Source organism: Pseudomonas viridiflava (genome assembly GCF_001642795.1).
Taxonomy (GTDB): Bacteria; Pseudomonadota; Gammaproteobacteria; order Pseudomonadales; family Pseudomonadaceae; genus Aquipseudomonas; species Aquipseudomonas viridiflava.
Genome location: NZ_LKEH01000024.1, coordinates 91,624 through 105,512 on the forward strand (window position 1 = coordinate 91,624; position 13,889 = coordinate 105,512).

Here is a 13,889-nt window from a genome sequence, read left to right on the forward strand (position 1 = left end):
GCAGCGCTACGTCGAAGACGTGTAGGGGCCTCCCACAAAATCGCGTTTCTTCAGTAAATCACGCATTGCCTGAGGGGCGTTTTTCCGCCTTTCAGGTCTGAACAGTCTTCTTCAGGCTGTTTCCCCGCCTCTGCTGTCAGTTCTGACAGTTCCCGTTCCTGACGCATTTCGCTTTACTGAAAATCGGCTGGCTCGTTCGAGACGCCGATATTTCGACGTGCGCTGCACAATCGCAGGTGCGTTGTAACAGGGATTCAGTCACGATCAGGGAGTTGATCATGAACAAGCTACTCGCGTTAATTAGTCTGGTCGCCATACTGGCTGGTTGTGGCGCAGACCGTGGCATCGAAGATGTCGGAAAGATTGTCGGCGGTGAGCCCGCTCCCAGAGGCCAATACCCGTTTTTTGCGGCGTTGGTCGATGAGGATGGCGAGCACATCTGTGGTGGTGCATTGATTGCGCCGCAGTGGGTCCTGACGGCCGCGCATTGCCTGACCAATCCTGAAATAAAGGCACACACAGTCAGTATCGGGCTGGAACAATACCGCCCTGAGGTTATCGAGAAAGAGCGTATTACCGTTGGTGATGTTTTTCTTCATGCGGGTCTTAATCGGGGTCAGTACGACATCGCCCTGGTCAAGCTGAGCCGTCCTGCCCAGAGCACGGAGTTTCTCAAGCTGGACAGCGGCCAATCTCCTCTTCCTCTTTACAAGAACACGCCAGTGACACTGATCGGGTTCGGTCGGACCGATGAGGGGGTGCTGGCCGATGTCCTGTATCAGGGCCAGGGGCGCATATTGAATGACGCAAGGTGCATCTACATTCCAGAGGGCTATCCCGACACCAACTTCAACCCCGATAACAACATCTGTGCAGGCTACAACCAGGCGGGAGGCGATTCTGGTGGGCCTCTCCTGTACAAGACAGCAAGCGGGTATGTCGAAGTGGGACTGGTCAGCCGTACCTTGATGTACGGTGCCGGACAGTACACACGGGTGTCATTCTTCGACGGTTGGATAAGACAAATCATGCAAACCAACCCGTAGAACTGCCGGGTTACCTGCAGTCATGACGTCGCTGGCACCTGCGGCAAATCGACCCGATAGATAAAAGGCACGGCTCTTGCCGTGCCTTTTGCGTCGCGCTCTGAGAAAATGCCCGCACTTTTATAGCGGATGCCGACATGACTGCCCTGAAGAACGACCGTTTCCTGCGCGCCCTGCTCAAGCAACCCGTGGACGTAACCCCTGTCTGGATGATGCGTCAGGCGGGCCGCTATCTGCCCGAGTACCGTGCCAGCCGCGCCAGCGCCGGCGACTTCATGAGCCTGTGCAAGAACCCGCAGTTCGCCTGCGAAGTCACGCTGCAGCCGCTTGACCGCTACCCGCTCGATGCGGCGATCCTGTTCTCCGACATCCTGACCATTCCCGATGCGATGGGGCTTGGCCTGTATTTCGAAACCGGTGAAGGCCCGCGCTTCAAGAAGACCGTCAGCACACTGGCCGATATCGAAGCCCTGCCGATCCCTGATGCACAGAAGGATCTGGGTTACGTGATGGACGCGGTCAGCACCATCCGCCGCGAACTCAATGGTCGCGTTCCGCTGATTGGCTTTGCCGGCAGCCCGTGGACCCTGGCGACGTACATGGTCGAAGGCGGCTCCTCGAAGGACTTCCGCAAGTCCAAGGCCATGCTCTACGACAACCCGCAAGCCATGCACCTGTTGCTGGACAAGCTGGCGCAGTCGGTCACCACCTACCTCAACGGCCAGATTCTGGCGGGCGCGCAGGCAGTGCAGATTTTCGACAGTTGGGGCGGCAGCCTGTCTTCGGCGGCGTATCAGGAGTTTTCTCTGGCGTACATGCGCAAGATCGTCAACGGCCTGATCCGCGAGCACGACGGGCGCAAGGTGCCGGTGATTCTGTTCACCAAGGGTGGCGGCTTGTGGCTGGAAAGCATTGCCGATGCCGGTGCCGATGCACTGGGGCTGGACTGGACCTGCGACATTGGTGAAGCGCGTCGGCGTGTCGGCAGCAAGGTTTCATTGCAGGGCAACATGGACCCGACCGTACTTTATGCGCGTCCTGAAGCTATCCGCCAGGAAGTCGCACGCATCCTTGCCAGCTACGGCAGCGGCACCGGGCATGTGTTCAATCTGGGTCATGGCATTACGCCGGAAGTCGACCCGGCGAATGCGGGCGCTTTCATTGAGGCCGTGCACGAGTTGTCGGCGCAGTATCACCAGAACTGAGTCGGCCTTGTCTGATCGTGCCAGTCGGTGGGCACGATCAGATTTCCTCGCTTGAATCGTTACTTCGCTTCTTTGCCAATCTTCGAATCATCCTCGCGCCAGATCAGGCGTGAGGTGTCGTAACCCTGTTGGCGGGCCTTGCTCAGCATGTCCTGTTTGACCGACTCGGAGACGGTTGGCGTGCGCGACAGCAGCCACAGGTATTTGCGGTCCGGATTGCCGACCACGGCGGTCTTGTAGCCGTCGCCGATATCCAGCACCCAGTAATCGCCCTTGGCGACGCCCGGCAGCAGGCGCGAGAACCAGTTATCAAACACGACCCACAGCTTGTCGGTCTTGCCCGGCACCTGCGGTGTCGCTGTGCCGGTCGCTTCCTGCCACTCGCCTTCAATCGTGCGGCAGCGGTTGGTCACCGCAATGTTGCCGTCATCCTTGAGTGCGTAATGGGCTTCGGACTGGGCGCACTTGCGCTGGAAGAACATCGGCAGACGCGCCAGCTCATACCACGTGCCCTGATACTGCTTGAGATCGACGCTGTCGACTGTCCTCGGCTCAAGGTTGTCAGCCGAGTGTGCAAAGCCGATGGCCAGAAAACTGGCCATCACGAAGATACCAAACCGGACGAGTACCTTGATCATGTTTATTTGAGGCCCTGGCCCGAGAACAGCACGACCTTGTCGGCTGCGTACTGGACGCTGATGAAAGTGTTCTGATCACCCCATGTGCAACTCGACATGCCCAGCGCACCGGAGCACTCGGTCGGGCTGCCCAGCAGCGACTCGACCTGAGCCTTGGGCATGCCAGCGGAGAGCTTGGCGTAGTTCTCTTGGGTGATTTTGCTGCACGCAGCCAGAAACACGCAAAACGACAGTAACGCGACATAGCGCAAGGACATGGATGTAGCTCCTGAACGGAAGGGGGTCGCGTCGCAACGAGGGCTGATGCAGCCTGACGCTGGCGCAATACCGAAAGGTTAGAAGAGAAAAAGCCGATCTGGTTCCCGGCAGGGACAAGGATTTATCTGGCTGATCAGAAGCTTGAGCCGGGTTTCTTGAGAAATTCTATCTCTTCGTCGGTCGACGACCTGCCCAGAACAGCATTGCGGTGCGGAAAGCGCCCGAAGCGGGCAATGATCTTTTGATGGCGTTCTGCGTAATCCAGACTGCTTTTGAAGTAGTCGCGATCAGTGGCGGGCAGCAGGGGAAGCAGACGGGTAAAGCAGGTGATGGCATGGTTCTGGTCAGCGAGGTCCTCGCTGTGCTCCAGCACCAGATAGATGAAGGTGCGCTGCAACGGATCAAGGTGCTGATCGCGCTCCAGTTTCAAGCCGTGCTTGACCAGTGACTGCGCGCGCAGGTCGCCGGCAAAGGCTTTGGGTGTATCGCGGTGAATCATGCGGGGCAATTGGTCGAGCAACAGGATCAGCGCCAGCCAGCCCTTGGGGTTTTCCGCCCATTCGGCCAGTTCGCCCGCCAAGGCCTTTTCGACCTGATCACCAAAGCGCTCTCGCGCTTCAGTGTCGTTGGTTTTTTTCTTGCCGAACCAGAGCGTGTTCCTGGCTTTCACCACTTCACTGGGCGATTCGGCAGAACCGAACCACCAGTCGAGCAGCGGCAGCCAGGGCGCACGCATCGGTCTTGTCCCTCTTACTCTTTGTGGTAAGCGGTGGCGCGCTCGACTTCCTGCTTCGAACCCAGGAACACCGCAACACGCTGGTGCAGGCCTTCAGGCTGAATGTCGAGAATGCGCTGGTGGCCGTCGGTGGACGCGCCGCCGGCCTGCTCAACCAGGAACGACATCGGGTTGGCTTCGTACATCAGACGCAGTTTGCCCGGCTTGGAAGGCTCACGGCTGTCACGCGGATACATGAACAGACCGCCACGGGTCAGGATGCGGTGTACGTCGGCGACCATGGCCGCAACCCAGCGCATGTTGTAGTTCTTCTTCAGCGGACCTTCTTCACCCTGCAGCAACTCGTCCACGTAACGCTGTACCGGGGCTTCCCAGTGGCGCTGGTTGGACATGTTGATGGCGAATTCCTGAGTGGTTTCAGGGATGGTGATGTCTTCATGGGTCAGTACGAAGCTGCCCATTTCACGGTCCAGCGTGAAGCCTTTCACGCCGTCGCCCAGCGTCAGGATCAGCATGGTCTGTGGACCGTAGATCGCGTAACCGGCAGCGACCTGCTCGGTGCCTGGCTGCAGGAAAGCCTTTTCGTTCAGGGCTTCGTTCTGGCTCAGGTACTGGTTAGGGCAGCGCAATACCGAGAAGATGGTGCCGACCGGTGCGTTGATGTCGATGTTGGACGAGCCGTCCAGTGGGTCGAATACCAGCAGGTAGGCGCCTTTGGGGTATTTGCCGGGAATCTGGTAGGCGTTGTCCATTTCTTCGGACGCCATGCCGGCCAGGTGACCGCCCCATTCGTTGGCTTCCAGCAGGATTTCGTTGGAGATCACGTCGAGCTTTTTCTGTACTTCGCCCTGCACGTTCTCGGTGCCCATGCTGCCGAGTACACCGCCCAGTGCGCCCTTGGAGACGGCGTGGCTGATTTCCTTGCATGCTCGCGCCACTACTTCGATCAGGAAGCGCAGATCGGCAGGAGTGTTGTTGCTGCGGGTCTGCTCAATCAAGTAGCGACTTAGTGTAACGCGGGACATGGATAGCTCCGAAATAGGGGGGTATGAAAACCCGCGCAGTTTAACGCGAGTGGCGACGTAATACTGCTATCAGACTGGCTTATGACTGTTTCAGTTCATACGCCGGATCAGCGTAGCTGGAATCCGGCGCTCTCGGATGGCCTGTTCAACGTTTCGAGGCACGCAGGGTGCTCATCGCCATCCAGCCTAGAAACAGCACGCCCAGCAACAGGACTGCCCAGAGTCCGATGCGCTTGAAATCGACGCTTTCCTGCACGACCGGCAACGGCGCGGCCATGTTGGCGACCGTGGCGGATGTCGGTTTCGCCGTGCCGAGCGTGGCCAGTTTCTGCGGGGTGAAATCGGGAATGAGAGTCGCCAGCGAAAGGTTGGCGGCCTTCACGGACGTGTTGCCCACGGCGAGGGTGAACGGCCCGTTGCCCCGCGCCAGAAACACCACTTCGCTGGCCCGCACGGCGACGCTCAATGCAGGCGCTTCGGCACCCAGTCCGCCGCCGCGGTCATCGACCACCAGTTTGAGTTGCTGGACGATGCGCCCGGACAACTGCAACTGGTCCTGAACCACATCGCTGCCATTCTGCGTCAGGCGATACAGCAGTCCGCTGCTGATCGGTTGCCAGGGCTGTCTGGCGTCGCTGCGTGCGTAGAGTGTGCCCGGCGCAAGGCTGTTGGGCTGGGCGATGTCGACTTTCACACGTTCGACCGGCAGGCCCGCAGGCAGCTCCCAGACATATTCGTTGGCCTTTTCGACCTTGCCGGTGACCGGTGGTGACCAGGTCAACGGCGGGGTGGGCGTTTCGCTGTCGGCTGCGAACAGATGAGCCGAGATCAACGTGGGTGCGCTGTGCGGCGAGCGCCACAGCAGGCGCAGATAGCGGGCGCTCTGGCCAGGCAGACCCACTTCACGCTGATCGACCACTTCGTCGGCGAACGAAAGGCGTGCAACCTGTCCTTCACCCCAGTCGCGCCAGTGCTGAAGGTCATCGCTGGCCTCGATGCTGAAGCTCTGGAAACCCTCGCGCTCGGCGCTCCAGTCGATGATCAACTGTTCAAGCGGGGCCTTGATCGCACTGGTGTCCAGCAGCCAGCCGCGCAGCACTTCTTCGCCGGCCTCGATGTCACTTTGCGGCTGGACTTCGATCACCGTGCCATTGCTGGCGCGCTCGATGCGGATGACCGGCGTGGCATCGCCCGCTTCCTGGGTGCTGTAGAGCGCGAACCACTTGACCGGGATCGGCGTGGGCTCCTGTTCCTGCGAAGCCTGCTTCTGATTCAGGGCATACGCCTGCGGTTGGCCTTCGTTATTGAACACGCGCAGATCGCTCAGATCGGCCTGCCGCGCATTCAGTTGCACCGAAAGCGGCAGTTCGATGCGATACCACGGGCCATCACCGCTGAGGGTCAGCGGCGTCTGGCTGGCGAAATCGGCCGGTTTGTCTTGAGCATGGGCGGCCATCGTCGTGCACAGGGTCAGGCCGAGCACGGCGATTTTCAGGGGTGAACGACTCAGAACGGTTTCCTCATGGGCTGTTCGGCTCAGCGGTTGGAGCCGTGCCGGGCTCCCCGTCAGTCTGGGTAACGGGAGGTTTCGGCGGTAATGGTGCGAAATATCCCACCACCAGTAGCAGAATGCCAACTCCTATGAACGAGACAATACGTTCCATGCCCCCGCGATTGCCCAGTTCGATGAAGAACAGTTTGATCACCACCACGCCGATCAACGCTGCGCCGCCCAGCCAGATCTGTCGATGGGCGCGCATGTGCCCGCCGATCATCAGCGCCAGTGCCATTAACGTCCAGACGATCGACAGCCCGGCCTGAACGCGCATCGATTCGAGCAGGTCTTCGGTGTTCCAGGCCACATCAGCCCAGTGATGCGCGGTGCGCATGACCATTGCCGTGACCAGCGCAAAGAGTGAAGCGCCTGCTATCAGCAGGGGAATATTGCGCGAGCGCGTGCCATCCATACCCATCTTCGGCAGGTAATTGCGCGTCCACAGGAAGACGCCGGTCAGCGAGAACAGCAGACCGATTTCCAGCGGGTTGAGCAGTGGGATGTACGGCAGAGGATCTGCTGCGCCGTCGCTGAACATATTGGCCAGCCAGAACCAGGCGAGCATCAGTACAGCGAGGGGAGCGGCGGCGCTGACCCGGTAGGCCTGAGGGTAGGCGAACACAGGCCACGGCCATTGGCGCTGCGACGTCATTGCCCACAGGTACAGACTCGGCACAACGGCCCAACCCAGCCAGCGCCATGCGTTGTACTGCTCGGACAATTGCATCAGCCCGAAGCGCAGCTCCAAAGCCAGTACGGCGATGATCAGCCAGCAGCCGACGACATGTGCAAGGCGAATCGCAAGGCTCGGGGCCAGTTCGGCGAGGCGACGAAGCGAGAGCAGATGCACCGCGAATACCGCCAGCCAGGCGATCCAGCCGCCATCCTGCGCCGGGTGATACTGACTGCCCAGCGAGGTCAGCAGCACAAGGGTGCAAAGCGGAGTCAGTGTGGCGCACAACGTCGCCAGATCGGACCAGCGTAGCCGCAACGCCAGCACGGTCCAGAGCGCGGCACTGGCCGCGGCCGCCATCAGCAGCGCAGAGGTCAGCAGCAAGACAGGCACGAACAACTGGACGACGTTGATGACTGAAAACATCCACCATGCGGCAGCCCAGACCATCAACAGCGCTCTGGCCAATTCCTGATCCATCAGCGTCAACGTCTGGTAGCGATGGATGCACCAGGCGCTGACAAAGGCGGCAATCGCCAGAATCATCGCGGTCCAGTAATCACCGTGGAGCGACAGCGATGTGTCCGACGGATCCAGGTTGCTCAGCAGGGTGATGCCGGCAGCCAATTGCAGGAACAGACCAAACGCACGCGCCAATACCCGATGTTGGCGCATGCCCAGCCAGAAGATGGCTGCGCCTTCCACGGCCCAGGCGCAGGTCGTCCATTGCGAACCCAGCCCCAGCGGGATCGCCAGTGTCGTGAACACCACGCCCAGCGCCAGGCAGGTTTCCATCAGCAACGTGGTTCTTTCCGAGCCGCGCGCTGCCAGCACCCGCGCCAGTCCCATGTAGATCAGGCCCAGCGCCAGCGCACTGAATGCAGCGCCAAGTTCGAAGTGTTCGACCAGCGCATATTGCAGACCGAACCCGACGATGGGGGTCCCGAACAGCAACGTGCCGTCGACATAATCACCCTGACGCGCCGACCAGCGCAGCAAGGCGTTGCGGCTGTCATTCTGTGGCCCGCCTGCCTGCTCCTGAAGTTTGCGCCGCGCAAACAGCAGGCCGATGGCCAGGTACATCAGGAAAAACAGGATCAGGAATGGTTCGGTGCTCCAGAACAGCTCCGGTGTGTAGGCTTTGATACCCCACGCAAAGCCAATGCCGAACGTGCCGAAAAAACCGATCAGGTTCAGCACGCGCCAGGCCCGGAACCAGGCGATGGCGAAGATACCGGCGTTGAGTAGAGCAAAATAGCTGAACAACGACACATGACTGCCTTGCCCGGTCGAGGCCAGCAGCGGCGCGGCAAACCCGCCCAGTGCGCCTGCGCAGGCCAGCGCCAGCGAATTCTGGGTCAGGGCCAGCACGGCCGAGAACGCCGTGATCGCCACCAATAGCCCGAAGCCCAGAGTCGGGTCGAGCAGCGTGTGCAGTTTCATCGCGGCGAATACCGTCAGGTACAGCACACCGATGCCAGCGCCCTGAAGCATCAGGGCGTAAGGTGCGTTGCGCAGGCGCAGCCACCAGCCGAGCCCCAACAATGCCAGCGCACTGGCGGCCACACCTGCATAGCGCGCTTCGATGGGTACGACCATGCCTTCAGTGGCGTAGCGCAACAGAAAGGCCAGCCCCAGAAACAGCACCACGATGCCGACCCGTAAAACCGTATTGCCACCCATCAACCAGCCCATGGCGCTGGATAGAGTCTTTTCGATGAAGTTGGGTGAAGACGGTGTGGTCGATGCTTGCCTGGTCGTGGCCGTCGCAACTGGGGCCACGGTCGGCGCTGCAGGCGCTTCTTCGGCCGGCAGGTCCCAGATCAGCTCGGGTCCGGTGGTCTGCGCTGCGATGATGACCGAGTCGGCGGGCAGCGGAGCGGTCTGCTGCGCTTCGGCGACGGGTTGCGGGCTTGGAACGGGCGGGTATTCGAGAAGCGTCAGACGCTGTTGGAGGGATTCGACGGTCTTGCGCGTTGTCAGCAGTTCCACAGACTGCTCGGCCGAGCGTTTGTCCAGCAGATACAGGCGAACGCCCGCCCATAGCCCCCAGCCCATGACTGCACCGATGAGCATGCCTTCCCACTCGTCGTAACTGACCGAGTACCCGAGCACTGCACCGCCTACTACCAGACAAATCCAAAGCACGCGACGACATCCTTTTCGATGTGTGAAGGTTTATCGGTGCGCAGTATAGGGGAGAGAGGGACTCAGCGCGCTCCTGACGTGGAGCGGTACATTCAGTCGAAATGGAGCGTCTGAAAGCCAGTCTTCGTGGACAAGTCCACTCCTACAGGTCGAAAGCCGGTTTCTGCCAGTAGGAGCGGACTTGTCCGCGAAGGGGGCGGTGCATCAGGTTACGGATGTGCCCCCCTGTTTTCAGTCCAGTGCCTTCCAGATTTCGCCCGCGTACTCGCGAATGGTCCGGTCCGAGGAGAACCAGCCCATGCGTGCCGTGTTGAGCACTGCAGAGCGCCACCATTCCTTGGAGTCGTGCCAGCGCTCTTCGACCTTGGCCTGAGCGGCCCAGTACGAGTCGAAGTCGGCGCAGACCAGGAAACGGTCATAGGCCAGCAGTTGATCGACCAGACCTGCATAGCGGTTCGGATCATCCGGCGAGAACACCCCGCCACGAATCGCCTGCAACACATCGTTCAAACGACCGGACGCGGCAACATCGCCATGTGCGCTGAAGTCGCCTGCCTGCTTGCGGGCTTCGACTTCCTGCGAGGTCATGCCGAAGATGAACATGTTTTCCAGACCGATCTGCTCGCTCATTTCCACGTTGGCACCGTCCAGCGTGCCGATGGTCAGTGCGCCGTTGAGGCCGAACTTCATGTTGCTGGTGCCCGAGGCTTCAAGGCCTGCAGTGGAGATCTGCTCCGACAGGTCGGCTGCCGGAATGATGCTCTCGGCCAGGCTGACGTTGTAGTTAGGCATGAACACCACTTTGAGCAGGCCGCGTACGGTCGGGTCGTTGTTGACGGTGCGGGCGATGTCGTTGGTGAGCTTGATGATCAGCTTGGCCGAGTGATAGCTGGCTGCCGCCTTGCCCGCGAAGATCTTGACCCGAGGTACCCAGTCCGTGCCCGGCTCTGCACGAATCGCCTGATACAGGGCGACGGTGTGGAACAGGTTCAGCAGCTGACGCTTGTATTCGTGGATCCGCTTGACCTGCACGTCGAACATCGCTGCCGGGTTGACCGCGATGCCGAGGCGCTCATGAATGATCGCCGCCAGCGCACGTTTGCTGTGCAGGCGTTGATCGGCCATCTGCTTGCGGAAGGATGACTTCTCGGCGAACGGCTCCAGCTCCTTCAAGCGGGTTTCTGCGTTGTCCAGCACGTCCGGACCGAGCGCTTCGACCAGCATTTCGGTCAGCTTCGGGTTGGCCTGGAACAGCCAGCGGCGGAAGGTGATGCCGTTGGTCTTGTTATTGATCCGTTCCGGATACAGCTTGTGCAGTTCGGCAAATACGGTTTTGCGCATCAACTGAGTGTGCAATGCCGAAACGCCGTTGACGCTGTGGGAACCGAGGAACGCCAGGTTGCCCATGCGCACGCGACGGCCGTTGTCTTCTTCGATCAGCGACACCGCGCGCAGCACTTCGAAATCGTGGATGCCCTTGGCGCGCAGCGTGTCGATGTGCTGCGCGTTGATCAGGTAGATGATCTGCATGTGGCGCGGCAGCATCCGCTCCATCAGGCCGACCGACCAGGTTTCCAGCGCTTCAGGCAGTAGGGTGTGGTTGGTGTAGCCCAGGGTGCCGACGGTGATTTTCCAGGCGGTGTCCCACGGAATGTTGTGGTTGTCGATCAACTGACGCATCAGTTCGGCCACGGCGATGGACGGGTGTGTGTCGTTCATCTGGATCGCCGCATGCTCCGGCAGATCGGTCAGCGTGGCGTGCATGTTCAGGTGACGACGCAGCAAGTCCTGCAGGGAAGCCGAAACGAAGAAGTATTCCTGACGCAGGCGCAGTTCCTGACCGGCTTCAGTCGCGTCGTTCGGGTACAGCACACGGGAAATACTTTCAGCGCGCACGACTTCCGCCACGGCACCAAAGTGGTCACCGGCGTTGAAGCGTTCCAGGTGCAGATCTTCCACCGCACGGGCGCGCCACAGGCGCAGGGTGTTCACGCTCGCACCACGCCAGCCGACTACCGGGGTGTCGTAGGCAATAGCGCGGACGGTTTCGCCCGGGCGCCAGACCTGACGCGTTTCGCCCGCTTCGTTGGTGAAGGTTTCGACGCTGCCGCCGAAGCCGATCGAGTACACCACTTCGGGACGTTCGAATTCCCACGGGTTGCCGAAGTCCAGCCAGTTCTCGGTCTGCTCCTGCTGCCAGCCATCGACAACTGCCTGACGGAACAGGCCGTGTTCGTAGCGAATGCCGTAGCCATGACCCGCAATGCCCAGTGTCGACATACTTTCCATGAAGCAGGCCGCCAGACGACCCAGGCCGCCGTTACCCAGCGCGGCATCAGGTTCCAGCAGACGAATCCGCTCGATGTCCACGCCCAGTTCGGTCATGGCTTCGCGAGCGATTTCCAGCAGGCCCAGGTTGCTCAGGCTGTCGTACAGCAATCTGCCGATGAGAAATTCCAGCGACAGGTAATAGACCCGTTTCTGAACCTTGCGATAAATCTGTCGCGTGTGGTCCATCCAGTGCTCGACCATGTGGTCACGAGCAGCCAGGGCAACAGCTTCGAACCAGTCATGCTCAAACGCATGGTCGGGGTCCTTGCCCACTGAGTAAGTGAGTTTGGCGAGCACTGCGGCGCGGAAAGCAGCCACATCAGCGTCACGAACGAGTGGTTCCTGAGACATCGGTACGACCTCAAGTAGTCTGACGGATTGAAAGATGGGGTTATTAGACTGTAGGCGTGTCGTCAGTTATTTCCTGAAAATGAAAGAAATAATTGAAGACAGAGCTCTCGCTTCGACCCAGCGCGCCTGCGCAGGTTCGCGAACTTTGCAAATTGGCAAAACGCTTGCATTGATCGTTCCACTCGCAACGATGATGTGCAGCATGCTCATTCCTCGTTTCGGGTTTATGATGCCCAACGGCAGAATAATAGAAGCCTCTGAATCGGACTCATGGAGCACATATGCAGACTTTGTACCCGCAGATCAAACCTTACGCCCGGCACGATCTGGCCGTGGAACAGCCGCATGTGCTTTACGTCGATGAAAGCGGGTCGCCCGAAGGCCTTCCCGTCGTCTTTATCCATGGCGGGCCGGGTTCGGGTTGCGATGCACAGAGCCGTCGTTACTTCGATCCGAACCTGTACCGCATCATCACCTTCGATCAGCGCGGCTGCGGTCGCTCCACGCCTCACGCCAGCATCGAAAACAATACCACCTGGCATTTGGTTGAAGACCTCGAACGAATCCGTGAACACCTGGGCATCGAAAAATGGGTGCTGTTCGGCGGCTCGTGGGGTTCGACGTTGTCGCTCGCTTACGCCCAGACTCACCCGGACCGCGTTCATGCGCTGATCCTGCGCGGAATCTTCCTGGCGCGCCAGCAGGATATCGACTGGTTTTATCAGGCAGGCGCCAGCCGCCTGTTCCCCGATTACTGGCAGGACTACGTCGCACCGATTCCGCTGGATGAGCGGGACAACCTGCTGGCGGCTTTCCACAAGCGCCTCACCGGTCCGGACCAGATTGCGCAGATGCACGCGGCCAAGGCCTGGTCCACCTGGGAAGGTCGTGTGGCCACCCTGCGTCCCAATCCACAGGTAGTCGACCGCTTCTCCGAGCCGCAACGCGCCCTGTCGATTGCGCGGATCGAATGTCACTACTTCATGAACAATGCCTTTCTGGAAGCCAACCAGTTGATTCGCGACATGCCGAAGATCGCCCACCTGCCGGGCATCATTGTTCATGGTCGTTACGATGTCATCTGCGCACTGGACAATGCCTGGGAGCTGCATCAGGCATGGCCCAACAGCGAGCTGCAGGTGATTCGTGATGCAGGCCACGCGGCGTCGGAGCCGGGCATTACCGATGCGCTGGTACGGGCTGCCGCACAGGTCGCGCGTCGTCTGCTTGACCTGCCGCCTGAAGAAGCCTGATACCGTCGCGTCCTTGTCGCAGGCCTGAAAAGAGTCTCTATGAAAGCTTTATTGCAGCGCGTGCAGGGTGCACGCGTGGAAGTGGGTGGTGAGGTGATTGGCGCAATCGATCAGGGCATTCTGGTGCTGGTCGGTGTGGAGCCTCAAGACACTCGGGCCAGTGCCGATAAGTTGCTGCACAAGCTGCTCAACTATCGAGTGTTCAGTGATGCCGAGGGCAAGATGAACCTTTCCCTGCGTGAAGTGGGCGGCGGATTGCTGCTGGTTTCGCAATTCACGCTGGCGGCCGATACCAAAAGCGGCATGCGTCCAAGCTTCTCGAAAGCGGCGCCGCCTGCGCTGGGTGCCGAGTTGTACGACTATCTGTTGAGTCAGGCCAGGATCGCGCATTCAGCGGTTGCGGCGGGCCAGTTTGGTGCGGACATGCAAGTGCATCTGGTCAATGATGGCCCTGTGACTTTCCTGCTTGAAACCTGAGCTAATATTCCGTTGTCTTCTCCCGGATTCATAAGTCCGGGGGGAATAAAATTCTTTGTCATACCTGATGCGTTGTGACGCGTGCTACTGGATAATCGCGCGCAACGGAGATCAGCGGTGGTTGGTCCATCTGGCATGACAAAAGCGGTTCTGACACCAGGTTGGGGAATCATTAGGCCCAATTGGAGTCGGA

General features: G+C 60.0%; 11 protein-coding genes. 4 read left to right on the forward strand and 7 right to left on the reverse strand.

From position 1 onward, the window contains the following. Positions 1-278 precede the first annotated feature (278 nt). Together AO065_RS10560 and hemE are read left to right on the forward strand one after the other, a co-directional pair. Positions 279-1,046: a S1 family peptidase gene (locus AO065_RS10560; protein WP_004882709.1), complete on the forward strand. Its 768-nt coding sequence runs from the start codon at positions 279-281 to the stop codon at positions 1,044-1,046. Positions 1,047-1,183: 137 nt separating this feature from the next. Continuing rightward, positions 1,184-2,251: a uroporphyrinogen decarboxylase gene (hemE, locus tag AO065_RS10565; RefSeq protein ID WP_004882708.1), complete on the forward strand. Its 1,068-nt coding sequence runs from the start codon at positions 1,184-1,186 to the stop codon at positions 2,249-2,251. Positions 2,252-2,310: 59 nt separating this feature from the next. Here hemE and AO065_RS10570 read toward each other — a convergent pair whose 3' ends face one another. The 7 genes from AO065_RS10570 to AO065_RS10600 form a co-directional block, all read right to left on the reverse strand. After that, positions 2,311-2,889, reverse strand: coding sequence for a lipocalin family protein (locus AO065_RS10570; RefSeq protein ID WP_004882707.1), 579 nt, complete (start codon positions 2,887-2,889; stop codon positions 2,311-2,313). A 2-nt stretch (positions 2,890-2,891) separates the two neighbouring features. Next, positions 2,892-3,146, reverse strand: coding sequence for an outer membrane protein assembly factor BamE domain-containing protein (gene bamE, locus AO065_RS10575; RefSeq protein ID WP_004882706.1), 255 nt, complete (start codon positions 3,144-3,146; stop codon positions 2,892-2,894). A 134-nt stretch (positions 3,147-3,280) separates the two neighbouring features. After that, positions 3,281-3,883 carry a DUF924 family protein gene (locus AO065_RS10580; RefSeq protein ID WP_004882705.1) on the reverse strand — a complete coding sequence of 201 codons (603 nt, stop codon included), beginning with the start codon at positions 3,881-3,883 and terminating at the stop codon, positions 3,281-3,283. A 14-nt stretch (positions 3,884-3,897) separates the two neighbouring features. After that, complete coding sequence (locus AO065_RS10585) at positions 3,898-4,908, reverse strand: class 1 fructose-bisphosphatase (RefSeq protein ID WP_004882704.1); 1,011 nt, start codon at positions 4,906-4,908, stop codon at positions 3,898-3,900. Between the two features lie 145 nt (positions 4,909-5,053). Continuing rightward, positions 5,054-6,403 (reverse strand): DUF3999 domain-containing protein, encoded by a 1,350-nt coding sequence (locus AO065_RS10590; protein ID WP_032651146.1) that lies wholly within the window; start codon positions 6,401-6,403, stop codon positions 5,054-5,056. Positions 6,404-6,428: 25 nt separating this feature from the next. Further along, positions 6,429-9,284, reverse strand: a complete 2,856-nt coding sequence (locus AO065_RS10595; RefSeq protein ID WP_004882702.1) for a DUF2339 domain-containing protein — start codon at positions 9,282-9,284, stop codon at positions 6,429-6,431. A gap of 231 nt (positions 9,285-9,515) precedes the next feature. Then, positions 9,516-11,966 (reverse strand): glycogen/starch/alpha-glucan phosphorylase, encoded by a 2,451-nt coding sequence (locus AO065_RS10600; RefSeq protein ID WP_004882701.1) that lies wholly within the window; start codon positions 11,964-11,966, stop codon positions 9,516-9,518. A gap of 281 nt (positions 11,967-12,247) precedes the next feature. Between AO065_RS10600 and pip the strand changes: the two genes are divergently transcribed. Together pip and dtd are read left to right on the forward strand one after the other, a co-directional pair. Continuing rightward, the gene (gene pip, locus AO065_RS10605; RefSeq protein WP_004882700.1) at positions 12,248-13,219 is read left to right on the forward strand and encodes a prolyl aminopeptidase; all 972 of its coding nucleotides are present in this window, start codon (positions 12,248-12,250) and stop codon (positions 13,217-13,219) included. A gap of 39 nt (positions 13,220-13,258) precedes the next feature. Further along, positions 13,259-13,696, forward strand: coding sequence for a D-aminoacyl-tRNA deacylase (dtd, locus tag AO065_RS10610; RefSeq protein WP_004882699.1), 438 nt, complete (start codon positions 13,259-13,261; stop codon positions 13,694-13,696). Positions 13,697-13,889 lie beyond the last annotated feature (193 nt).

What these genes read in the sequence shown, in the direction of transcription:
- pip (WP_004882700.1), top strand. Translation starts at nt 12,248, where the DNA reads ATGCAGACTTTGTACCCGCAGATCAAACCTTACGCCCGGCACGATCTG.
- AO065_RS10560 (WP_004882709.1), top strand. Translation starts at nt 279, where the DNA reads ATGAACAAGCTACTCGCGTTAATTAGTCTGGTCGCCATACTGGCTGGT.
- hemE (WP_004882708.1), top strand. Translation starts at nt 1,184, where the DNA reads ATGACTGCCCTGAAGAACGACCGTTTCCTGCGCGCCCTGCTCAAGCAA.
- dtd (WP_004882699.1), top strand. Translation starts at nt 13,259, where the DNA reads ATGAAAGCTTTATTGCAGCGCGTGCAGGGTGCACGCGTGGAAGTGGGT.
- AO065_RS10570 (WP_004882707.1), bottom strand. Translation starts at nt 2,889, where the DNA reads ATGATCAAGGTACTCGTCCGGTTTGGTATCTTCGTGATGGCCAGTTTT.
- AO065_RS10580 (WP_004882705.1), bottom strand. Translation starts at nt 3,883, where the DNA reads ATGCGTGCGCCCTGGCTGCCGCTGCTCGACTGGTGGTTCGGTTCTGCC.
- AO065_RS10600 (WP_004882701.1), bottom strand. Translation starts at nt 11,966, where the DNA reads ATGTCTCAGGAACCACTCGTTCGTGACGCTGATGTGGCTGCTTTCCGC.
- bamE (WP_004882706.1), bottom strand. Translation starts at nt 3,146, where the DNA reads ATGTCCTTGCGCTATGTCGCGTTACTGTCGTTTTGCGTGTTTCTGGCT.
- AO065_RS10585 (WP_004882704.1), bottom strand. Translation starts at nt 4,908, where the DNA reads ATGTCCCGCGTTACACTAAGTCGCTACTTGATTGAGCAGACCCGCAGC.